We start from the raw sequence: 23,200 nt of genomic DNA on the forward strand, positions 1-23,200 counted from the left end.
GCGGCGATTTACTCTTTGTTGCTCGGTTTTGACTTAGCCCACTAGGTTACAAACCTCGCGCCGCGATTAAACCGCCCCTAGTTTGAACAAATTGTAATCCGCAAAGGTCAACAGACCCTAGCAGTTAATCATTGTTAGAGCGATAACCTGTTGCTATTTGCATTCAGGTTTTCTTACCTAAAAATAAATAACTGCATAAAGCGAATTGGTATCAAAAGCGTGCAGCATATAAAGCCGCACGCACAATCACCTTTATGGGATCACATTATATATGAGCGTTGAAGCACTCAAATTATCAGAGTCTTTTACATAACGGTATTGTTTTTTCCAAAACCAACTACCGGTAGTTTCATCGACAGTTTCATATCCTAATGTATCGCCAGCCACGCTAATATTATTCATTGCCACCGTTACATTACCTTGGTGCTGCGCTTGTTGAATTTCGTTATGGCTGTAATTGTTAGTCATCATTAATGGATAATGGTATGGCATGAAGCTACTAACAGCATCACCTTGTGAAGTTAAACGCCCATTGGTGTCAATATTGGCACTACAACTACCAAATGAGCTTACCGAGCTTGCGCCACATGATGAGTGAGTAGCGACTACCGAATCATCGTTACCACGTAAAAAGCCAGCCGTTAAACCTAAGTAAGCATTACCATCGGCCACAAAACGTAAACGCGGAGTGCGCGCATCAGGTAATGGCGCGATTCTACGTGCATTATTAACTTTTAAATCATGTAAAACACCTACCGCTTCATTAACCTCACTGCCTAGCCACCAAGTTAATGCAGCATCTACAGCAAAATTCCACGATGCGCCGGTTAACGCACTCACCGCTAAGTCGGCTAATTCACTACCGCCACCAGCACCTGCTAAATCAAAGGTAGCAATAATATTAAGCGGTTTTAAACCCGCGTTTTCTAGCCAGTTTTTTTGGTTATCTATAATATATCGGGCTACTAAGTCACCGGTAGAGTGGGTTACAAACACGCAGCCTGGCTCGCATAAATTTGAGCGAGAGATCTGTTGTAGCTTGGGCCATACCCAATCTGTAGTAATTTTTCCTTCTATTCGTTCATACGCAGGCCAGTCAATGCGCTCGTCGGCACGGTTTACCCAATAAGACTGCCAATAGCTTTGGCCATCGTTTACTACATCACTACCTGCTTTATTGGTAAGCTGGGATACTTGCAAACCATGAATTAAAACTACTTTATACTCTTTACTAAGCGCAGAAAAACTCATTAAGAGCCCTATTGCTGCTGCAAATAAAGTCGCGCGTTTAAAAGTGTGTGTGTTGTTCATATTAATCCTTAACTGATTGAATATTTTTATTATGCTTAGCTTGTTACACGCTGTTGTCAGTGCATGGTAAAAGCAGTGCATTGACCAGTATTGGGAACAAATTTAAAAAATGCAACATTTTGTTATCATTTTCACCGTTAAAGCTAAATATTTGCGTTAAAATACGACAAAAGCGCCAAACTATTGTGTTAAACAAAATAGATTTATCCCCTTCTTAAGCAGTATCAATAAACTTTCTTTTAACTGTGGTTAACTATTAAACAACACTACTTTTTATTGATGTAATAGCGTAAGTTAATTACACACGATAAAAACCAAGGAATTAAAATGATAAAAAAAATAATTTTTGGCAGTGTTTTATTTACAGCAATTTCAGCGCCTAGTTTTGCTAGTAGTATTAACACCCAACTTGAACAAGCAACACAAAGTGTAAGTGAAAAAGTCATTACATGGCGTCGCCATTTGCATCAATATCCAGAGCTGAGTAATCGCGAATTTGAAACCGCTAAGTACATTACTAACCATTTAAAATCTTTGGGTCTTGAAGTACAAACCGACGTTGCGCATACCGGTGTTGTGGCTAAATTAAGCGGTGGTAAGAAAGGCCCTTTAATCGCCCTTCGTGCCGATATGGATGCTTTACCCGTTACCGAACAAGTTGATTTACCCTTTGCCTCTAAACAAACCTCAACCTATCGTGGTAATGAAGTAGGCGTTATGCATGCCTGCGGGCACGACACTCATGTTGCTATTCTAATGGCCGTAGCAGAGTCACTGGTAAAAATTAAAGATCAGTTAGCGGGTGACGTACTGTTTGTATTTCAACCGGCTGAAGAAGGTGCCCCCGAAGGAGAAGAAGGAGGCGCAGAGCTAATGCTAAAAGAAGGTTTATTTAAACAAAAACCTGAAGCGGTGTTTGGCTTGCATGTCACCAGCTCACTTAATACTGGTCAAATTGGCTTTAGAGAAGGGCCTCTAATGGCCAGTGAAGACTCTTTCACAATTAACGTAACGGGTCGTCAAACTCATGGCTCACGCCCTTGGAATGGCGTAGATCCCATTGTTGCTTCATCACAAATTATAATGGCAACTCAAACAATTGCCTCTCGCCAGGTAGATGTAACTAAAGCGCCTTCTGTTATTTCATTTGGCGCGATTAACGGCGGCATACGCTCAAATATTATCCCCGATAATGTAGAGCTTATTGGTACAATTAGAACCTTTGATCAAACGATGCGTGCCGATATTAAAAAACGTTTAGCTAAAACCGCTGAACTGGTTGCCGAATCCGCGGGGGCTAAAGCTGATGTGCATATAGATCACGGCTACCCTGTAACAGTAAATAATGTTGCACTGACCCAAAAAATGACCCCTACACTTGCCCGTATTGCAGGTGCTGACAACATTATTACCACAGATTTAATTACCGGTGCAGAAGACTTTAGCTATTATGCATTAGAAACCCCTGGGCTGTTTTACTTTTTAGGTGTTACTCCAAAAGATCAAAACGCTAAAACGGCACCAAGTAATCATTCACCTCAGTTTTATGTTGACGAAAGCGCATTACAACTTGGCGTAGAATCATTATCTCAACTGGTCGTAGACTACTTACAATAAGAACCAGCATAACAAGCACTGGGCTAATAACCTTGTGCTTGTATTATAGACAGTGTTATTCAGCTAATATAAATCCCCAATCACTTACCTTTAATATCTAATATAAATTCTCAACTTGGTAAGGACACCTCAATGACAGCAGAGTATTTTAATTTTTTAAGCCTTATTGGCGTGGCATTCTTTGCAATTTCAGGTGCATTATTAGGCCACGACAAAGATATTGGTGGATTTGGTGTTGTCGTTGTTGGCTCAGTCACTGCGTTAGGCGGAGGCACGCTCAGAGATATTCTTCTTAACCAACCTGTATTTTGGATAGCCAACCCCGATTATTTATATGCCACCTATGGCGCTATTTTTGTCACCGTTATGTTTATTCGCCACTTACCTGATGTGTCTAACTATTACATGTTACTGGTTGATGCCATCGGTATGGCTATTTTTAATGTGGTCGGTATTGAAAAAGCGCTCATTGAAGGCACGACCATGGTGGTTGCGCTTACAATGGGAATGACGACGGGTATATTTGGCGGCTTAATACGTGATGTGATCTGTAGAGAAGTACCACTGGTGATGCGCGAAGAACTTTACTCCACCGCGTGTTTTGCAGGAGGCTTAACCTATGCCGCGCTATTTTTATTGGATGTCCCTTATTTATGGTGCATTATAGGCTCATTATTGGTAACCGTTTTTCTAAGATTAGGCGCACTGCATTTTGGCTGGCAACCCAACCTATTTAGAAAACGAACTCCAAAAATAAGAGATTAGTATAAGTATGGCTTTACACTAATCGCTCATACAAGCCTGACGCCCGTGATACACTTTTACCCATGGCCAGTTGCAGCACTTTTTTATCTGCCACAAGCTCAAAGGTCTGTTTTGCGCGGGTAATTCCCGTGTACACTAATTGCCTATTAATACCGATACTCGCCTGCTTGAGCGGTGGTAATACCATTGCGGTATAACTAAACTCTGAGCCTTGGGATTTATGAATGGTCATTACATACACTTTATCGTGCGCCGGAAGCCGTGCGGGTGAAAATGCCCTTTCATTCCCTTGCTCATCAATGAACAGTGCCTTGAGTTGACCGCTTTCATCGGGCATTAAAATCCCTATATCACCATTAAATAATTTTAGCTGATAGTCGTTTTGACTAACCATTATCGGCATCCCTATATAATGCCGCTGATTAGGATTAACGCTAATTAAACTTTGCTGCTGTAATACCCGTTCAATACGCTGGTTTAAGCTATTAACACCATAATCGCCTTCACGTACCGCAGCAAGTAACTGATAACTGGCAAAAGCTGCATGCACTTGCGCAACACTGGCATCTTGCGCTATCAGGGTTAGGTAATTAGCATAATGACTTGCGGCACTATTTACTAACTTTTCAATCGGTGTGGAAACAAAATCATAGTCTAAAATAATATCGCTAAAATGCCCTTCGCTGCTTTGTTGTTCAACATAGTTTAATACCCCACGGTTGTTGGTATTAACCGCCAGCGCCAATTGACCTATGCCACTTTTTGCATCAAACCGATAGCTATGTTGTAAAAAGGCAATGCAGTCAGCGAGTTTAAACTCACTTTGACTTTGCGCTTTGAGTTTAACAGCGCCATTAAAGCACAGCGTATTCAATTGCTCACAGCGTACTTTTGAATAACGCGGTGTTTGTCCAAGCACTAACCCTTGGCATAAATCACTCATTACACTGCCAGTATCAACCGAAGCAAGTTGGTCTTTATCGCCGAGTAAAATCAATCGTGCATGATCTGGCAAGGCCTCAATTAATTTAGCCATAAGTGATAAGTCGACCATGCTGGCCTCATCAATAATCAATACATCAACATGCAACGGATTGCTTTTATCGTGCCGGAATTTATTGGTAAATGGCTTAACTCCCAACAAACGATGAATGGTTTGCGCGCTTTGCGGGATCAACGAATTAATATCATCTGGTATTTCACTAAGCTTATTTTTAGCCCCTAAAATTGACTCTGTTAGCCGTGCCGCTGCTTTACCTGTGGGTGCTACTAATTTTATGCTCAATGGCGCCGCTTGATATAACGATTGTAAAATCGCTAACAGCTTTGTCACCGTGGTGGTTTTACCGGTGCCAGGCCCGCCCGTGATCACACTAAAACCTTTTGTGGCGGCAATCGCACACGCTACTTTTTGCCAATCAATGTCAATACTCGGATCATCAGGAAAGTAGCGGGTTAATAACTGAGCAAGTACTGCATCATCAATGTTAAGTTGTCGTTCGCTCATTGTCAGTAATCGTTGGGCAAGGGTTTGTTCATAGCCTGCTAAACGAGAAAAATATAACCGGTGATTAAACAATTGCAGCGGCTTTTGCTCCCCAACACTATGATGTGAGAGTAAATAACGTATTGCTGCCTCAGTCGTAAAGTCATTACTAAATGGGCTGAGAGTATCAGGCTGTGTGCCCTCTAGTTTAGTAAAGTCGCTTTGACGTAAATTAAACGGATTAGTCCAATCAACCTCTGTTAGGGTTAAACAGCTATGCTGGCTTTGTTGCGATAAACACAGCATTAAGATTATATAAAAGAGGTCGTCATACCCTTGCTGTGCGTTTGTGCCACTGAGTAATTCAGCCAGTTTTACATCAACCACTCGCACTCTATGTTCGTTTGTTAAATACGCTAGCAACGGCACGACTTTAATACTTTCGCTGGCCTGCATCGTTGGCTGTGCTGTTGTGAGCACAGGTTCATCTAAAGGCGCATCATCTAAGTAATCAAACAAACCCGGTTGTTGATTTAAATCACTCATAGCATGGCTCCTTGGCTAAACAAGCCATCTAAAATAACGACTTGATCTGCACTTAGCTGTTTAAAGTACACTCCCTCACCTGCTGGCATACCGCGTAAAAAAGTATAATAAACACCGCCTAAATGCGTCTCTATTGAATAATCGGGAATTCGCTGTTTAAGCAAGCGATGCAGCGCTACGGTATAAATTAAATACTGTAAATGATATTGGTGGCTGGTCATTGCTTGCTCTAGCTGCTCAGGCACATAATCGGCGGGGGTGCTGCCCAAATAATTCGATTTATAATCTAAAATATAATACTTGCCTTGATAGCAAAAAATTAAATCAATAAAGCCTTTTAGTAACCCTTTAACATGGGCAAACTCAAGTTTACTTTGGTTAAAACCAAAATGTTTAATTAACACTTCATTAAGCTTAGGGGCACTGAGGCTGCTAAGCGGTAAATTAAACTCCATTTCTACTAAACAGTCACTTGGCGCTAATTGGCTCAAACTTAAATTATTCTCGCTGTTTAACGGGCAATTAAGTGCATCGAGTACCCATTGTTCGGTAATTTGCTGCCATTGCTCATCGATATGGTACTTTTCAAAAGCACGCTCAATCACAGCCGTTAAGTTTTGCTCTATATTCGTGGGATGATTTACCGGACTGGTAAAATCAAGCTGCTCAAATATTTCGTGCAAGCAACTCCCTGGTTTAGCGCCCTTTGGAAAGCTATACGGTGAAGGAAGTTCATCTTGCTGCACGGCAAACTCATCTCTTTGATGATCTTCATCGCTGCGCCCTGGAGCAAGTTGATCAGCATGCTTTTTAAAGCTCAAAGCACTAAAGCTAGTTGCTCGCCAGTCACGTTCAATCTGCGCCGTTACTGTATTAATAAGTAAATCGTGCTGTTTAGTGTCACTATTTTTTAAGCGAAGTATGCCCTGCTCATGTAATTCGCCTGAGGTAAATTGCTGGTATTGCATAGCATGATTAGCCTCACAAAATTCACTTAAATGGGTGCGCCACACTTGGCTACTGCTTATCTCTAACCCTGAGAACAACACATGCCCCAGCGCACTACTTTGAATTGCTAAACGGCTACTTTGCCCTTGAGAAATGTTATAAACGCCCAGCGAACAAAAATGCACTGCTCGGGTCAGTGCCACATAAAGCAAACGTAAGTCTTCTGCTAAACGTTCTTGTTCGGCTTTTTGCAGGGCGTCTTCGTCTTTACTTAAATCGTAAATCAACTTGCCATTTTGATGATAAAGCGCGTCTTTAGTTTCACGATAACCACTGGCAAATGGCATAAATACCAATGGGTATTCAAGCCCTTTAGAAGCGTGCATAGTCACAATTTTAACTAAGTTCGCATCACTTTCTAAGCGAACTTGCACTGTTTCGCCATCTTGCTGGCTCACCTTTTGCGCAAACCAACGTAATAAACGAAGTGTCCCTTCAAGCTCTATTTGTTTTTGCTGCAGTATTTCGCCAAGATGTCTAAAATCGGTAAGCCAACGTTCTACGTTATAGCCCAAGCCTTGCCATTTGGCACTGAGCTGATTGTGACTCAGTAAGCGTTCGAGCATTGCCATTGCCCCTTGCTTATGCCAAATATGGCTAAGTTGAGCAAAAAAGTTTAGGTGTTCTTGCCAGCTATTTTCATCATCGGCTAGAGCAAAAATATCGTTATAGCTTAAACAAAATAACGGGCCAGCTAATACACCGCGTAGTAACGCCTCATCGTACTGACCATGCAAAGCCGTTAAAAAATTGAGCAAGTGATGACTCAACTCTTGGCTAAATACACTGTCGCGCGACAAATACACACTGGCAATATTAGCTTTACTCAGCGCTTGCTTCATTATTTGTGCTTCAACGCGGTCGCGCACCAAAATACAAATATCAGCAGCACTGACAGGGTTAGCGCCAATACAAGCAATACCTTGGCTTGCTTGCTCAAGTAAAGTAACTATTTTATTAGCAAAATGGGTGGCTAAATGTGCTTGCCCTACGCCTTTACTGGTCGGCTTATTTTTTTCATCGCCGGCTTCATCTACAAACACATTAAACTCAAACGCGTTGGCAGGTTTACCGTCAATTAAAAACGACTCATCTGCTTTTTTGCCCTTGGCTTTCACTTTATTAAAGGGAATGGCATCGTTATAAATAAAGCTGTTGTCGTATTTACTGAATAAGCTGTTTACGCTATTTACAATATCACTGCTTGAGCGAAAGTTAGTGCCCAATGTAAATTGTTGTGGCTCATCTACCGCTTCTTTTGCGCCAATGTAGGTAAATATATCTGCGCCCCTAAACCCATAAATTGCTTGTTTAGGATCGCCTATCATAGCTAAAGTGGTATTGCTTTGAGCATAAATTTTACTAAAAATACCGTACTGAATCGGATCGGTATCCTGAAACTCATCTATCATTGCCACCGGAAATAACTGCGCTATTTTTTGTGCGAGCACATCACCTTGTTCACTCTTTAGGGCACTGTGTAAATTAGTCAGTAAATCGTCAGGGGTGATCACGCTTTGTTCTTGTTTGCGTTTAACTATGGCCGCTTTTACCCAGCTCGCCGCATATTGCACTATCGCAATTTTTAACCCTTGGTTGATGGTGTTGTTAAGTGCGGCTAAGGCATCGAATTGGCTAATAAGTGGATGCGTCAGTAATGTGCCATTTTTTTTATAATTAGCGGCATTACTTAAGTTCTCGCTACTCCACACCTCAAACGAATACTTACTGGTACCAAATTCAAAAAAGTCATCATTGCCTAAGCAAAATGCTTCAAGTGCAGCAAGGCTGCCCTTTCGCCCAGGTGTTTTTGAACCACTTAAATCGGATGCTTTAACAGCGCCAATAAACTCTTGCTCTAGGCACGCTTTTTTAAAGGCAGGAATACGCGCCAAGTATTCATCTCGCGCTTGCCATACCGCATCTAAACTAACTTGCGGGGTTATCTCTGCGTTCGCCTTATTTAAAATACTACTTACATGACTAAATAGTGATTCGGGCGCGGCAAATACCGCTAAAATCGCATCTGTTTTTTCTTTACTAAGTGGGTATACAAACGCGCGCCAAAAGTCTTTTATGGTTTCAAGCAGAATATCGCGCTCATCTAAAATGAACTCTAAGTTAAATGCCACACCGGATTCAAACGCATGCTGCTTTAGCATTCGCTGACAAAAACCATGAATGGTAAAAATAGCTGCTTCGTCCATTGATTTAGCTGCGGCATCGAGTAAGTCAAATGCACGGTGCTTGTCATCAACGCCCGCTATTACATCCTCAATTAGCTCATCATTGGGTACTTGCCCCAGTAACGCATCACGCGCAGCAATAATACGGCTACGAACACGGTCTTTAATTTCTTGCGTGGCGGCATCGGTAAAGGTTACTACCAAAATTTGCTCAACACTCAATGGCGTATTTAGCTCACCGGGTATTTGCATACCCAATAAATAACGCAAATACAAACCCGTGATCGTGTAGGTTTTACCTGTGCCAGCACTGGCTTCAATTAAGCTTTGCCCTGATAATGGCATAGTGAGTGGATTAAGCGCTTGCATAGTCACTCTCCTTGGCGTGCTCAAATAATGGGGCGAGTAGCTTATCGCTCCAATGTATAAATTCGTCTTGGCAGTCATTAAGTGATTGCACCGTTAAACGAATATAAGGGTTTTCCCCCTCGCCTCGGCCAATATACTGTGGACTAAATTTACTGTTGGCTTTTGCCATATCATCACCGCTTTTCACGTATTCATAACCACTTACCGGAAAAAACGCCACGGGCTTGTTGCGTAATTCTTTATAAAGCGCAAACCAATCTGCAAGCAGTAAATCGGCATCGGCTTTACTCATTGGGGCAAAGCTTATTTGCTTATCTAAACCCAGCAATAAGGTTTCAACCTCTTGTTGCATGCTTTGTGCAGCAAGGTGATAAATAAAGCCTTTAATTAAATCTTTAGCTTTAATACTGGCACTGCGATAAAACACTTGTTTTTGCATATACACATGGTTTAGCCAGCCTTCAATGGTGGTGTTTTCAAGTGATAGTAATACTTCTATCGGTTCGCTTTTACCCGCTTTTATTTGTTGTTTTACTTGCCCTGCAAGCGCATCAACGCGATGTTGCATGCTTTCATAAATTAAGCTACCAACATGAGCTTGCGGCAACTCACCGCGCTGCAGTATTTGTTCGGTACTTAGTGGGATATCGTTAATATTAGCTTCAAGTATTTCATCAAGGTAAAAATAACGGCGCAGCGCATCTAAGCTAAACGGTTCTTCATCTTTGGCTATGTCGTTAAATTGCGGCAAACGTAACCCTAAGCTTTGCTGATAAAAGCTCTCTTGGGCATGGCACACACTGCGAATAAACACATCAAGATCAAGTAGCTCTGGAGGCGTTACATCAAGCGTAGTAATTGCTTTTGGCTCAATGGCCTCGCTAGGCAGCCAAATTGGGTTATAGCTGTGGTTGTTAAGCCCTGCCTGTTCAGCGCTAGCTGGCAGATAATACTGACTATTAAAAGGTTGTAAATGTTGTTGGCTAATAAGACAATCTGGCAAGGATTTATCACTGGGTTCGCTAAGTTTGAAGCTGCGACCTATGTATTCTAACAATTCACTGACAAGCGTTGATGGCATGCGCGGCTGGTTGTCAAAACATGATCGGCCAATGTAGCTCATATATAAATTATCTCGGGCACTGAGAAGTGCTTCTAAAAAGAGGTAACGGTCATCGAGTTTTCGTGAACGATCACCTTTTTGCTTTTTAGAGTAAGGTACTAAGTCAAACCCGATAGGCTGCACGGTACGTGGGTAATCGGCATCGTTCAAGCCTAACATACACACTACCTTAAACGGCACGGCGCGCATTGGCATTAACGTACAAAAATTCACTTGCCCCACTAAAAAACGTTGGCCGACACCTTTTTCTTGTATGCCTTGTTTAATTAAATAGCTAACAATGCGCTGCGACACGGCCTCACTGTAATCACCGTTATCGTGGTGCTTACCAATATCTTCGAGTACTTTTTGCAGCACTAATAAATCCCAACTGTCGTCGCTTTCGCTTTCATAAATAGTATTGAGCAGCTCATTTAAAATTTGGGCTTTATTGGTGAGTGTGTCATCGGGGGTGAGCTTAGCTTTAAAGTCTTGCAGCACATCAATAAAATGTACCAGCTTATTAAGTGTATCGAGTGCCATGCCCTCAACCTCATCGGCACTATAAATACCATTAAATGGGCATTGTTCATCGCGCATGGCAATACCCAGTAGTAACCGGTTTAAGCCATGTTGCCAAGTGTTAAGCTCAATTGCGGGTAAATCAAAGCTACTTTTATGTTCCGCGTTTACACCCCATTTAACGCCAACGCGCTCCAACCAATACTGAATTTGCTCATATTCATGTGCTTCTAAGCCAAATTTTTCAGCAATTTGGGTAACCTGTAATAAATCGAGAATATCCGACACGCCGAAGCGCGAAAACGGTAAGTTAGCCAAACTGGCAAACGAACTCAGTACAGGTTTTTCTTGCTCTATGGCTAAATCAGCTAGCGCATAAGGTATAAATCGACTGCCTTGTGCACCGCCAAAAACCGCTTCAATGTAAGGGCTGTAGGTACCAACATCGGGCATCATCACGATGATGTCTTTCGGGGTAAGCGCTGGATTTTGATTAAATAAATTAAGTAAGTAATCGTGCAAACGCTCTACTTCTCGAAGCGGTGTATGGCAATCGCTAAGTGTAATGCTTGCATCGTTTGCAGTTATGGGCAGCTTGCCCTCGTCGTTAATAAACCATTCTTTATTATCGGTGAGCGACTCACCTTTAAAGGCAAGTTGGTAAATTTCACTTTGCACTTGGCCAAGTAAGCTGTCGTCAAATGCATCTATAAAGCCATCAATCCAGCGGGCATCAAGCTGCACTAGTTGCTCAAAATAGTCACGGCCGAGTTTGCCCCACGACGATAACAGCGGATTACCAATAAAATAGTATTCCTCATCGGGGTTGGTGTGCTTTTTTTGCTGCGCTTCCAGCAGCGGCATTTTTGCGTATTTAGCGGTGATTTTAGCGGCTGTTTTTTCATCAATGATATCGCCCCAGTAATGCTCGCTAGGGTTAAAAAAGAATAAAAATACTTCAGTTTTTTTACTCAAGGCTTCAAACACCTCAAGCTGCGAGCTAGCAATCGCCGATATGCCAAATAAGCTAATACGTTTTGGTAATAAGGCGCTATCCATGCTCTCAAGTGCAATGAGTAACTGCCCTTGCATATTGGCACGGTGAAATTGGCTTTGCCCTAGCTGTTTGCTTAATTTGACGATACGACGCCATAAATCGGGTTGCCAAGGCGCAATCGTTATATCAACATCATCAAGCTCATCGGTGCCACTATCCCATTTGGCTATCCAATGGGGGCGATACATCAAATATTGGTCGTACACATCGGCTATTTTTTCACATAGAGCAAAGGTTTTTTGGCCGTCAATATCGCCCTCTAAATAGGTTTTAAGCGGTAAGTACAGCGGCTCATTTATGCACTGGGGTAAAATGGCAAATAATTTCCAAGCAAGGTTAGGTTTGTTAAAGGCCGACTCTTTAGGCACGTTTGGCAGTAATTGCTGATACAACTGCCAAATAAAACTCGACGGTAGCGGAAAGTCTACCTGTGCAGCTACACCTAAATTTTCACTTAAACCGATTTTAAGCCATTGCGACATACCCGGCGATTGCACTAACACCACTTCTTTATCAAATGGGCTTTGCAATGGGTTTACTTTTAATAGCTGATGAAACTGCGCTTGCAGGGCTTCCATTCGGTTTGATTGAATAATATTGAGCATACGATACCAGCCTTACTTGAGATAAAGCCAGTGTAAGATATTTTCAATTTAAGCGGTAGCGCTAAGGGGACATTGACGTTAATAAATCAGCAAGTTAGCCCGCCGATAGATGAACTTTTAAACGCACAGCTTTAACCGCAGTGCGTTTATTATTTAAATGGTGATGCTATTTATAAGGACTAATACTTGAAAGACTAAAATCACTTTGCATAATAACTTGGCCATCAATGCCTTTAAGTTTTAATGAAATAGCAGGGTCGACTTGTTGCCAGTCTATGCCTAAATCACCATAGTTAACATTATGTGTGTAATTACCCACACGATGCTGGTTAGGGCTAACGTCTTTCCACTTTTCTGTCAGACCTGAGCTGGTCATTTCAATAAGCGGGTAATCAAGGTTATGTTGATACCTTGAAATCTCGCCCCAGTGAGTATCGCCACTAATAATAATCACACCATTTACTTGGTGTTTTTTAATTAGCGCAAATAAACGGTTTCGATCCTCAGGAAAATTTGCCCACGACTCCCAGCCGGTAAAATCTGGCAGTAACTGCAAGCTTGACGCTATTAGCTTTATTGCCGCTGGCTTTTTAAGCTCGGCTTCAAGCCATTGCCACTGTGCTTCCCCTAGCATTGATGCGCCTTTAACTTCAGTTGGACTGTACGGGCCTTGGTTATTTGCTTTACGCTTGGTGTAATACTCAATCTCGCTAACAGAATTAAGTGTGTCACGATTAAAGCGTAAATCTGGCATGATCACCTGCACGGTTTGCTCGCCTTCGCCATACATGTACGAGGTATAAATGCCGTCAGCACGGGTACGGCGTTTTGAGTTTGCCGGTTCTTGCCAAAAATCGAGCATGATTTGCCGCGATGCTTCTTTATGCGGATACTCTTTCCCCGCGTCATTTTGACCATAATCGTGATCATCCCACATAGCTATTATTGGTGTTTGTGCGCGTAGTGCTTTAAAGCCTGGCTTTGCTCCAAGGCGTTGGTATTTATTTTTAAGCACAGTCATGTCGTTAGTATCGCCGTAGATGTTATCCCCTAAAAATATAAATAAATCACTCTGCTCTTTGTTAATGGCGTTAAATATAGGAATGTCTTTATCTTGATGCCCACACGAGCCAAATAATATTTTAGACGGCGCAGCCATTGCTCCACTACTAATCACAATAGTCAGTGACAGTGCAAAATGCTTAAGGGTTTTTAGTAACTGTTTCATTTTAAAATCTCGTTAATAGCCGGTGCCATATTAGGGTTAATTATGTGTGGATTTTGCCCAAGTGCTTTTAAAACGGTGGCGGCAACTTGCGCTTGTTTAAGCTCGTTTTTAGTTTTAATTAAGCCGTTATTTTTAATTGCAGGGCCAATAGCTGCCAGCCAAATATGCTCAGAGCCTACTACGCCGTTAGGAAACACATCTGCACCTAGGTTAAGCTCTAGCAATGCTCGACGAGAGCTGTGATGCTGCCAATCACTGGCATGACTTCCACGGCCATGATCAGTAGTAACAATTAACGTCGTATTATTTTTATAACCTGGGGTACTTTGAATGGTTTGCCATAAATCTTTTAAAAATGCATCGCTTTGTTTGGCCGACTTTAAGTAAGCATCGTAATGGCCATCGTGAGCAAAATCGTCAGTCTCTCCCAAACTAATCACCAATAGTCTTGGTTTTTTCGCCAGCATATACGCCTTGGCAAATCGATAGGTAAAACTATCAAGCCGCACATTGTGCCATGGGCTGGGTATTTCTGTTTGTAGCGCATTAAGTAGCGCTGCGTCAGCAAATAAATCATCAGCAACGGGCATAAACCCCGCATTCACCTGCACCTTACTGCGCTTAGTATTTACAATGTAAGGAAACACATCCCAACTACCAAATAACGCGGTGCTTTTTTTAAATTCAGGCTGGGCGTTTAAACGCTCTAAAATGGTTTTATTTGGGTTGAATACCTTGTCGTTACTGTTGATACTTTCATCCACTTCGCCAGTGAGAATTTCGTTATACCCAGGGTATGAAAAATACCACGGATTACTCACCGACATAGTTGAGCCTTTAGCTCTATCGCCAATAATAACGCCTTGCTTTGCGATAGTTTGAGTTAAAAATGGCATTAGCAATTGTTGACGCTGTTGCGGGTTTTCATGCCAGAACTGGCTCTTTAAATGTGCTGGTTGCTTAACAAATTCTTTATTATTAATCAGCTTGCTATCGGCACCATTAAATACTTCTTGCCAGCGTACCCCATCTAAAGTTACCAACACCACATTTTGCGGTGCTGCCAAAACCGCCTGACTGTTAAGTAAAACCAAACCGATTATTAGTATTGTTACTATTGTTTGCATACACACCTCGTTTAATAAAAAGCCCATCAATGATGGGCTTAATTACGTTTTAAAACGTGGCCGTTAACGTCACGGCTGCTGTGCGTGGGGCGCCAATAAAGTAAGTGCTTCCATTGCCTGTGCCGCCCGCTAGGTAGCTTTCATCAGTAATGTTGTAAACCACAAAAGCAATATCAATTGCTTTGAAGGGGCCAGCATTAACTTCAGCTGCGTAGCCTGCATTTAAATCAACCACGGTGTAGCTATCTACATCGCCACGCTCGCCAGTGTATTTAGCCGATAAACCAAAGCGGAAATCACCGCTGTAATAATCGGTTGAAAGCACAAATAAATCATCTACTGAATCAATTACTTTGCCTCCTGCTTCAAAGCCTGGCGCATCGCCTTTGTATTCAGAGCTATTATTGGTGTATGAGCTATATACATTCCACTCATTATTAAGCATATAACTTGCTGACAGCTCTAAACCTGTCGATTCAATACCGCCCACATTTAGGTACGAGCCGTTAGTACCTATGGTGTAATCAATACCCCCCGTGTCGCTGCCTGGTGCGATAAAGGTAATACGGTTATCAAATTCAATTGAATAGGCCGTTGCCGTTAGCTTAAGTGCATTATTTTGATAGCGTACACCTAGATCAATATTTTCTGCGGTTTCTGGCTCAATAGCTGATAAATCAGAGCTGTCGCGTTCAAGCACACCATCTTTAATGGCAGCAAAGTTTTCGCTGTAGCTGGTAAATAACTCAGTATTACTATTTAGCTGATATAAAATACCGCCACTAAATAGAAGGTCTGAATCACTGTTTACTTTAGCTGTTGTCGCATTTTGATAATGGTCATACTTTTCTATGTCTACTAAGTACTTTTTAACCCCTAGATTAAGGGTTAAGTCGCCAAATGCCATTGAGTCTTGGGCGTACCATTTAAGGGTATCGGTTTCAAAGGTGTTTTTGTATTGCGTCCAGTATGGGGTGTTATCAAAGTGATGATAAATGCGCGCATCTATAACTTTATGCCAATCACGCGACTCATCACGGTCACTTTGCTCATACCAAAAACCCGCTTCAATATCGTGCATGCCAAAGGTCGCTTGATAATTAGCAGTTACCCCTAAACGATCTTTATTATAATGTGTATGACGATAAGACATAACAGGCGTGGCATCAGCATCGTAACATGCAGGATTGAGCTCAGGGCCCGACTCCCACGGCCAGTTTAAGCTTGCTGTGCAACCTGCGTTGGGAGCAAGTGGGTTGCCATTACTATCTGTAAAGCCATAAGAGCCTGCGTTTGTGCCACCTTCTGTGGTTGGGTTACCATTTTCATCTACAGGAGACGTTAAATAAGGAGGGATCCAATCACCTCGGCCTGAGTTTTTATGGTAATACGGGCTAACGGTTAACAATGAGATGGGTGAAATCGCGTATTCAAACTTTAAATACCCTAGAGTGTTTTCACGCAGCGTGCCCCAACCTTCTGCAAACATTTGGTCAAAGTGAGGAACGCCTGTCCAGTTCCATGTTAGTTGATCCCAATCTGGAGTTTGTTCAAATTGTGCCAAGCTCACGCTATTATAATTCGTCTCGCTTACATCATCGTAAGATAAACGCCCTGTTATAGTTAACTCATCAAGGGTGGTGACAAATTTCGCTTCAGCATGTTGGTTATCTTTCCCGCCATTGCTGCCCGAGCCAATCCAGCGGCTAGTATCGGTTTGCGAATAACTCACATACGCTTGAGTATTATCAAAAATGGTGCCAGTTTCGTGTTTAACGTAATAGCGACTTGCGTCATGGCTGCCTGAGGTATATGCAAAAGTGGTGCTTTTTTCAAAGCTAGGCGCTTTACTTACAAAGTTAAAAGTACCACCTAGCGCCTCTAACGAGGCTGATTTAATATCTGAAGTGCCCTGACCTACTTCCACGGTGACAAGATTTTCGCTATCTAGGTAACGATTCGCTTTAGCACCACCGCCATAATTTGAACCGCCATTAGGAATACCGTCTACCGTCATACCTAATTGCTGCTGGTTTGAGTCGATACTAAAACCACGCATGGTAATAGTTGTTGACCAATCGTCGCCGCCAAATGCGTCGCCTTCGTTTATGCTAATGCCAGGTAAGTTATCTATTACTGATAACACACTCGATACCGAGCTTTGTTGCTCAAGCATGGCAGGTTCAATAACGTTGTTTGCATAACTGGTTGGTTTTGCAGTAACGGTTACTTCTTCTATCACGTTATCGTTAGCATAAGCTGAAGTTGATACCGCCATGGCCACAGCCATGCTCAAAATCGATTTATTTTTTAAAGCGTACATTGTTGTCCCGTTTGATTCTAATTATAAAAGGTAATTATGAAAGCGGGCACAGTCTATTTTTTAAATATGACAACGAGGGGGAACTTTATTGACAGCAAGATTAAACAATTATGAGTAAATTATGGCAAATAAATGTATAAAAAAAGACACTCACGGTTGCCCATGAGTGCTATATTATTTTTTAAAAAATTAGCTGCTATTTCAATTCAGCTAGCATGTCATCACTGTAAGCTGTGACTTCTTCGCCGTTTTTAATTTTGCTAATGTAATCTGGGTTAGCTATAAGCGGGCGACCAATAGCAATTAAATCAAATTTATTGTCGTTAATCGCTTCTTTCGCAGTTTCAAAACTATAACTACCTACACCCACTAAGGTACTTGCATAACCAGCTCGTAAAAATTCAGAGGTTGATTTACCTTCTAGTGAATCAAAACGCATGCTGTCGTCAAAAATACCGCCGTGTAAATAAGCTAACTTGCGGTTTTCAAGCTCTGGTAATAAGTAGTCAAATACTGCTTTATCGCGATTGTCTTCGCTCATATTAAAATAAGCACCTGGCGTTAAACGCATAGCGGTACGCTCATTGCCTACAACATCAATAACTGCATCGGTTACTTCCAGTGCAAAACGAGACATGTTTTCTGGTGTTTGCCCGTACTCGTCATCACGTTCATTTGCCGCATAATGTAAAAATTGGTCAATTAAATAACCATTAGCACCGTGAATTTCTACGCCGTCAAAACCCGCTTCCATCGCATTTTCTGCGGCTTTAGCGTAGTCAGCCACTAAGCCTTTAATGTCGTCTGTAGTTACAGGCTTTGGCGTAACATAAGTGAGCTCGCGCATACGCGGTACTGAACCTTCAACCCCTATTGCCGATGGCGCCAAAACATCACCACCAAAAAAGTGAGGGTGTGCTACACGGCCAACATGCCATAGTTGTGCAAACATTTTTCCGCCATTGGCATGTACTGCATCAGTGACTTTTTTCCAACCTTGAATTTGTTCGCTAGTGAAAAGCCCAGGGGTGTTTGGATAACCTTGAGCATCAGCACGGATAATAATGGCTTCACTAATAATTAAGCCTACATCAGCACGGCGAGCGTAGTAATCAACCATGGCTTGTGTTGGCACTAAATTGTCATCTGCCATACAACGGGTCAATGGTGCCATAAGTACGCGGTTTTGCAGTTCTATGCTGTTATTTAATTTAAAAGGTGAAAGTAAGTCAATCGACATAATATTTATCCTTTGTTGAATGTACATTCAAGATAAGGTCACTTGAATGAATATTCAAGTATAATTTTGAAACTTTGTTTAAGATTGCGTAAACTCCACCTAGGCCTAAGAAAAATAAATTTATTCATTACTACTCTCTCCACTAAAAGAGTCATTATGAGAACTGCAGAATTTGATAAAGAGTTTGTACTGCGCCAAGCTATGGCCATGTTTATGCTTCATGGCTATGCAAAAACCAGTATGCAAAAACTGACTCAAGCCACCCATTTACATCCGGGTTCTTTGTATGGGGCATTTGGTAATAAAAAAGGCATTTTTTTAGCCGCTACGGAGCAATACCAAACCGATCGCAATACACAATTTACGGCGCTGTTTGAGCACAGTAATTGTATTTTAGATACGCTGAAACAATACCTTAATATCATTGTGCAAGAATGTATCGACGGCGAAGCAACTAAAGTGTGCTTGCTTACAAAAAGCATTAGCGAGGTAGAGGGTAACGATCCACAAATTTGCCACGTATTACGTACTAATTTAACGGCGTACGAGCATGCCTTTGCGCAGCAATTACAAAAAGCGATAGATAACAAAGAAATTACCAATGGGCGAAGTGCCATAGAGCTAGCACGATTTTGTGTTATGGGTATTTATGGATTGCGCACTTATGCATTAACAAATCAAGACCCTGACGCACTAAACCAGCTAGCCGACGAGCTGCTTGCAGCCATTAGCTAAACTTAATTTTAAAGCGCAGTATGTCGCTGCCTTTTGTATTCCCCCCCACAGTGAGAGAGAGCCAAAAATGACCACTGACAATTTATCAAAGCAAGACGACGTAATTTTAGGCCTTGGCGCAAAAAAACGACTCGCATACATGTACGAAACTGTGCAACAGTTTAAGCAAGTGTGGATTTTAAACGATGACGACGGCTGCGTAATGCTCACTAACGAAGACGACGATTGCGTACCCGTATGGCCAACCCGTGATTTTGCACAAGCATGGGCAACCGGTGAATGGGAAGGATGTACACCTAAAGCAATTCCAACAGCAGATTGGTTTAGCCGCTGGACGCCAGGCCTTGAAGAAGACGACTTACTAGTTGCCGTGTTCCCTACCGAAGAAGACGACGGCACAATTTTATTTCCTGATGAATTTCAAGCGCAGCTCAATGCTAAACCAAAAAAATATTAAACTGCCCATAAAGCCATTTTGACAAATGGCTTTTTAATTACCTTCTTGTTGTTAGCAATCCTTCAAATATAAACCATCACTAAAAGCAGTCATACAATAGCCAAACTAAATAAATTATTAACCCTTTAATTAATCATTAACTATATTTTTATAATAACAGCTCACCGTTTAGTGATTAAAGTTAGTAACTAAAAAGCAAAAATACGCTAAAGCGGTCATAACTATAATTATTCTGTTAAAAATGCAGTACAATTTTTACCGGTCACTAACTTAGGTATTACATGCGGTACACTTTCAATTTTATATGTTGTTTACTATTTCAAACCATTAGTTTTAATGCTTTTGCTGTAGCATTAAATCAAAATGACAGCTTACAACTAAAGTCTGCTATGTGGCATCAAGTAGATTTAGCTAAACCAACCCAAGGTGAGCAACTCGTTAATGCCTATCACAATGTAAGTACTCCCGTCACTTCGCTGTATAGTGCCCATGGCAGTGCAATAGCAAAAATTAGTTTAACCACAACGAGTGCAGGACGCTGGTATATAATCCCCCAAATTAATTATTTAGATAGTGGCGTTGCTTTTTATCAAGATACTAGTGGGATCAGAAAAATCGCTGATTTTTCACAAAATAGCGTCACTCAATCAGCCATTGTAATGCACAGTCAAGCTTTTGAATTACAGCTAGAAGCTAATTCACACGGTGTTTTATGGCTTTATATTAATGCTAAGCACTTTGCTAAACCTGTTAGCATTAACGTTATACCTCAATCTGCTTTTGTTAAACTTCAGTTTTATATCAATTCATTAAGCTTAGTGTCTATTACGATAATGCTAACCTTGGCCTGCATGGCCTTAATAATGTTTTTTAAAACACAACATCGCGTGGCGTTATTTTGTGCAGGTTATATAGGGTTACACGGCATTGGCTGGGCATTCGCGGCGGGGATAGTTGCGTTACTTTTTAATTACCACGCAATTAATACCCATTACTTTGGTATGTATATTTTTGCTTTCGCTATTGCTTGTGCCAGCTCATTTGCCTATTACTTATTTAACTTTGACCAACATACCCGTACTGGTATTAGCCGATTTTTAAAATACTTTTCCATAACGGCACTTGCCTGTGGTTTTTTAAACCTCTTTTTACCCTTTCATTGGGTCTTCTATTTAGCTCACTTCCTCGCTGCAATTTGGGTGTATTTAAGCTTAAAGCTTGGCTTTACAATGCTGGGGATGAAGGACTTTAGAGCGAAATATTTTTTAACTGGCAATCTTGTTTATAGCTTGTCCTTAGTTATTTTTATTTTATCGCACCTAAATTTAATAGAAATAAGTTCACCTGAATTATGGGTGCTTATTGCTCTGGCCATTGATTGTATCTGTATTTTACTTTCTTTATCTGAATGGCTAAAAATAAAGCAAAATAATTTTATAAAAGCGCTAGAGCTATCACGCATAGACCCACTCACCAAAGTAGGAAACCGGCTGCAATTACAAGAAATACTTGATAACTTAGATAATTTTTATCTCATAGTGTTTATAGATTGCGACAATATTAAAAGCGTTAACGATCACCTAGGTCATGCTCACGGTGACAAGCTACTCATTGAGGTTACGCGGTTAATACAAAATGCGTTAGCCGACAAAGGCGAGGTATGCAGAACCGGCGGTGATGAGTTTATTTGTGTGTGTAACGTCAAATCAGCACAACAGCTCGCCCAACTCATCCTGAGCATAAACGAGTCATTAAACTATATTCATCAACAAGTTCAAAAACATTGGCCGTTATCAGGCGTGAGCTATGGCTTAGCAAGTAGTGAGGAATGTAATGACTACAAAGCCTGCTTAACTTTAGCCGACCAACGAATGTATACATTAAAACATCAGCGTAAAAACAAACGCCAAGTAAAAGCCAACACGCTTAACTTTATTACAGGCACAAAAAAGGACGTCCTGAGACGTCCTAATATAGAATAATGGTGGAGAGAGAGGGATTCGAACCCTCGTTAGGGATTAACCTAAACACACTTTCCAGGCGTGCGCCTTCAGCCACTCAGCCATCTCTCCACAATGTTGCTTTGCAACAGCGCGCTATAGTATGAAATACACTTGCTTGGTGCAAGGCCTTTTTAACATCATGCTTTTAACTGCTCAATAATCAAACTAACTACTCATAAGCAAATAAAAAGGCGATACCTGAGTATCGCCTTTATCTAATGCATTATATTGCTATTTATTATTTTGCCATATTGGCTGTAAAGTCTAGCATGCGATTTAATGATTTAAGTGCGCCTTCACGCAAATCCATATCAACAAACACTTCTTTACCGCTGGCATCAATCAGTGCCTCCTCAATCGCTTGTAAGCCGTTCATTGCCATCCAAGGGCAGTGAGCGCAAGTTTTACATGTAGCGCCGCTACCAGCCGTTGGCGCTTCAAAAAACTCTTTATCTGGGCATAGTTGCTGCATTTTATAAAAAATACCGCGATCGGTTGCCACGATAAACTTTTTATTAGGCATAGTTTGCGCTGCTTTAATAAGCTGGCTAGTAGAGCCAACAGCATCAGCAAGTTCAACAATTTCAGCTGGTGATTCTGGATGCACCAATACGCCTGCATCTGGATGCAAGACTTTAAAGTCTTTTAGCGCTTTGGTTTTGAACTCATCATGTACAATACATGCGCCGTTCCACATGATCATATCGGCGCCAGTATTCTTTTGAATATAACTGCCTAAATGCTTATCTGGGCCCCAAATGATTTTTTCGCCTTGCTCATCTAAGTGCTCTACTATTTCAAGTGCACACGATGAGGTAACTATCCAATCAGCACGCGCTTTAACCGCGGTAGAAGTGTTAGCATACACTACCACTTTACGGTCTGGGTGTTGATCACAAAACGCTGAAAACTCATCCACTGGGCAACCAATATCTAATGAACAAGTCGCTTCAAGTGTTGGCATAACCACGGTTTTGTTAGGGGTTAAAATTTTAGCAGTCTCACCCATAAAACGTACACCCGCGACGATGATCATATCGGCTTCATGGCGAGCGCCAAAACGCGCCATTTCGAGTGAATCGGCTACACAGCCGCCCGTTTCTTCAGCAAGTGCTTGAATTTCAGGATCAGTGTAATAATGAGCAACAAGTACCGCGTTTTTCTCTTGCAGTAATTGTTTTATACGCGCTTTATATTCGCCTTTTTCGTCTTGTGTTAACGGTGCCGGCTTAGGAGGGAAAATATAACCTTCAGGCATAATAGTTTGAGCTAAACTCATGTTCTCGACCACTTTATTTACAGTGCAATTAATAGCGCAAATTATACGAGAAACGAACGGTAAATAATAGCAATCTAGTCAGGCAGTTTATAAATAAAAATAAGGGAGATACTAAGAAATATATTATACGGAGAAAGTGTACCAGAAGTGGTGGGTCATGATGGACTTGAACCATCGACCAATGGATTAAAAGTCCACTGCTCTACCAACTGAGCTAATGACAAGCTATTATAT

At 41.5% G+C, this 23,200-nt stretch carries 14 protein-coding genes and 1 tRNA gene; 5 read left to right on the forward strand and 10 right to left on the reverse strand.

Features of this window, described 5'->3' with window-relative positions; genetic code table 11:
* Positions 1 to 252: 252 nt before the first annotated feature.
* The gene (locus CWB77_RS12740) at positions 253 to 1,311 is read right to left on the reverse strand and encodes a hypothetical protein (protein WP_138623015.1); all 1,059 of its coding nucleotides are present in this window, start codon (positions 1,309 to 1,311) and stop codon (positions 253 to 255) included.
* 327 nt (positions 1,312 to 1,638) lie between these two features.
* Between CWB77_RS12740 and CWB77_RS12745 the strand changes: the two genes are divergently transcribed.
* Positions 1,639 to 2,928: an amidohydrolase gene (locus CWB77_RS12745; protein ID WP_138596782.1), complete on the forward strand. Its 1,290-nt coding sequence runs from the start codon at positions 1,639 to 1,641 to the stop codon at positions 2,926 to 2,928.
* A gap of 132 nt (positions 2,929 to 3,060) precedes the next feature.
* The gene (locus CWB77_RS12750) at positions 3,061 to 3,693 is read left to right on the forward strand and encodes a trimeric intracellular cation channel family protein (RefSeq protein WP_138595260.1); all 633 of its coding nucleotides are present in this window, start codon (positions 3,061 to 3,063) and stop codon (positions 3,691 to 3,693) included.
* 13 nt (positions 3,694 to 3,706) lie between these two features.
* Here CWB77_RS12750 and recD read toward each other — a convergent pair whose 3' ends face one another.
* The 7 genes from recD to CWB77_RS12785 all read right to left on the reverse strand — a co-directional run bounded on the left by recD (position 3,707) and on the right by CWB77_RS12785 (position 18,492).
* Complete coding sequence (gene recD, locus CWB77_RS12755; protein ID WP_138623017.1) at positions 3,707 to 5,725, reverse strand: exodeoxyribonuclease V subunit alpha; 2,019 nt, start codon at positions 5,723 to 5,725, stop codon at positions 3,707 to 3,709.
* The gene (recB, locus tag CWB77_RS12760; RefSeq protein ID WP_138623019.1) at positions 5,722 to 9,288 is read right to left on the reverse strand and encodes an exodeoxyribonuclease V subunit beta; all 3,567 of its coding nucleotides are present in this window, start codon (positions 9,286 to 9,288) and stop codon (positions 5,722 to 5,724) included. The genes recD and recB overlap by 4 nt, the downstream gene beginning before the upstream one ends.
* Positions 9,275 to 12,574, reverse strand: a complete 3,300-nt coding sequence (recC, locus tag CWB77_RS12765; protein ID WP_138623021.1) for an exodeoxyribonuclease V subunit gamma — start codon at positions 12,572 to 12,574, stop codon at positions 9,275 to 9,277. The genes recB and recC overlap by 14 nt, the downstream gene beginning before the upstream one ends.
* Before the next feature lie 166 nt (positions 12,575 to 12,740).
* Entirely contained in the window at positions 12,741 to 13,802 is a 1,062-nt protein-coding gene (locus CWB77_RS12770; RefSeq protein WP_138623023.1) for an alkaline phosphatase D family protein, read from the reverse strand.
* Positions 13,799 to 14,929, reverse strand: coding sequence for an alkaline phosphatase family protein (locus CWB77_RS12775; protein WP_171043273.1), 1,131 nt, complete (start codon positions 14,927 to 14,929; stop codon positions 13,799 to 13,801). The genes CWB77_RS12770 and CWB77_RS12775 overlap by 4 nt, the downstream gene beginning before the upstream one ends.
* A gap of 49 nt (positions 14,930 to 14,978) precedes the next feature.
* A complete protein-coding gene (locus CWB77_RS12780; RefSeq protein ID WP_138623027.1) occupies positions 14,979 to 17,252 on the reverse strand; it encodes a TonB-dependent receptor domain-containing protein in 2,274 nt (757 codons plus the stop codon).
* Positions 17,253 to 17,448: 196 nt separating this feature from the next.
* Positions 17,449 to 18,492 carry an alkene reductase gene (locus CWB77_RS12785; RefSeq protein ID WP_109874847.1) on the reverse strand — a complete coding sequence of 348 codons (1,044 nt, stop codon included), beginning with the start codon at positions 18,490 to 18,492 and terminating at the stop codon, positions 17,449 to 17,451.
* Between the two features lie 156 nt (positions 18,493 to 18,648).
* Here CWB77_RS12785 and CWB77_RS12790 point away from each other — a divergent pair, with 156 nt between their 5' ends.
* The 3 genes from CWB77_RS12790 to CWB77_RS12800 all read left to right on the forward strand — a co-directional run bounded on the left by CWB77_RS12790 (position 18,649) and on the right by CWB77_RS12800 (position 21,666).
* On the forward strand, positions 18,649 to 19,227 hold the full coding sequence (locus CWB77_RS12790) for a TetR/AcrR family transcriptional regulator (RefSeq protein WP_008109773.1): 579 nt from the start codon (positions 18,649 to 18,651) through the stop codon (positions 19,225 to 19,227).
* A 67-nt stretch (positions 19,228 to 19,294) separates the two neighbouring features.
* Positions 19,295 to 19,684 carry a DUF2750 domain-containing protein gene (locus CWB77_RS12795; RefSeq protein ID WP_010389569.1) on the forward strand — a complete coding sequence of 130 codons (390 nt, stop codon included), beginning with the start codon at positions 19,295 to 19,297 and terminating at the stop codon, positions 19,682 to 19,684.
* Positions 19,685 to 19,965: 281 nt separating this feature from the next.
* Positions 19,966 to 21,666 (forward strand): sensor domain-containing diguanylate cyclase, encoded by a 1,701-nt coding sequence (locus tag CWB77_RS12800; protein WP_248527324.1) that lies wholly within the window; start codon positions 19,966 to 19,968, stop codon positions 21,664 to 21,666.
* Here the strand turns inward: CWB77_RS12800 and CWB77_RS12805 are convergent.
* Positions 21,667 to 21,756: transfer RNA gene (locus tag CWB77_RS12805), tRNA-Ser, on the reverse strand. It abuts the gene before it with no gap.
* A gap of 169 nt (positions 21,757 to 21,925) precedes the next feature.
* Positions 21,926 to 22,966, reverse strand: a complete 1,041-nt coding sequence (gene nadA / locus CWB77_RS12810; RefSeq protein WP_008466811.1) for a quinolinate synthase NadA — start codon at positions 22,964 to 22,966, stop codon at positions 21,926 to 21,928.
* Positions 22,967 to 23,200 lie beyond the last annotated feature (234 nt).

The sequence above is a fragment of the Pseudoalteromonas sp. S1610 genome, from assembly GCF_005887465.1.
GTDB lineage: Bacteria > Pseudomonadota > Gammaproteobacteria > Enterobacterales > Alteromonadaceae > Pseudoalteromonas > Pseudoalteromonas undina.

What these genes read in the sequence shown, in the direction of transcription:
- CWB77_RS12740 (WP_138623015.1), bottom strand. Translation starts at nt 1,311, where the DNA reads ATGAACAACACACACACTTTTAAACGCGCGACTTTATTTGCAGCAGCA.
- CWB77_RS12745 (WP_138596782.1), top strand. Translation starts at nt 1,639, where the DNA reads ATGATAAAAAAAATAATTTTTGGCAGTGTTTTATTTACAGCAATTTCA.
- CWB77_RS12750 (WP_138595260.1), top strand. Translation starts at nt 3,061, where the DNA reads ATGACAGCAGAGTATTTTAATTTTTTAAGCCTTATTGGCGTGGCATTC.
- recD (WP_138623017.1), bottom strand. Translation starts at nt 5,725, where the DNA reads ATGAGTGATTTAAATCAACAACCGGGTTTGTTTGATTACTTAGATGAT.
- recB (WP_138623019.1), bottom strand. Translation starts at nt 9,288, where the DNA reads ATGCAAGCGCTTAATCCACTCACTATGCCATTATCAGGGCAAAGCTTA.
- recC (WP_138623021.1), bottom strand. Translation starts at nt 12,574, where the DNA reads ATGCTCAATATTATTCAATCAAACCGAATGGAAGCCCTGCAAGCGCAG.
- CWB77_RS12770 (WP_138623023.1), bottom strand. Translation starts at nt 13,802, where the DNA reads ATGAAACAGTTACTAAAAACCCTTAAGCATTTTGCACTGTCACTGACT.
- CWB77_RS12775 (WP_171043273.1), bottom strand. Translation starts at nt 14,929, where the DNA reads ATGCAAACAATAGTAACAATACTAATAATCGGTTTGGTTTTACTTAAC.
- CWB77_RS12780 (WP_138623027.1), bottom strand. Translation starts at nt 17,252, where the DNA reads ATGTACGCTTTAAAAAATAAATCGATTTTGAGCATGGCTGTGGCCATG.
- CWB77_RS12785 (WP_109874847.1), bottom strand. Translation starts at nt 18,492, where the DNA reads ATGTCGATTGACTTACTTTCACCTTTTAAATTAAATAACAGCATAGAA.
- CWB77_RS12790 (WP_008109773.1), top strand. Translation starts at nt 18,649, where the DNA reads ATGAGAACTGCAGAATTTGATAAAGAGTTTGTACTGCGCCAAGCTATG.
- CWB77_RS12795 (WP_010389569.1), top strand. Translation starts at nt 19,295, where the DNA reads ATGACCACTGACAATTTATCAAAGCAAGACGACGTAATTTTAGGCCTT.
- CWB77_RS12800 (WP_248527324.1), top strand. Translation starts at nt 19,966, where the DNA reads ATGCGGTACACTTTCAATTTTATATGTTGTTTACTATTTCAAACCATT.
- nadA (WP_008466811.1), bottom strand. Translation starts at nt 22,966, where the DNA reads ATGAGTTTAGCTCAAACTATTATGCCTGAAGGTTATATTTTCCCTCCT.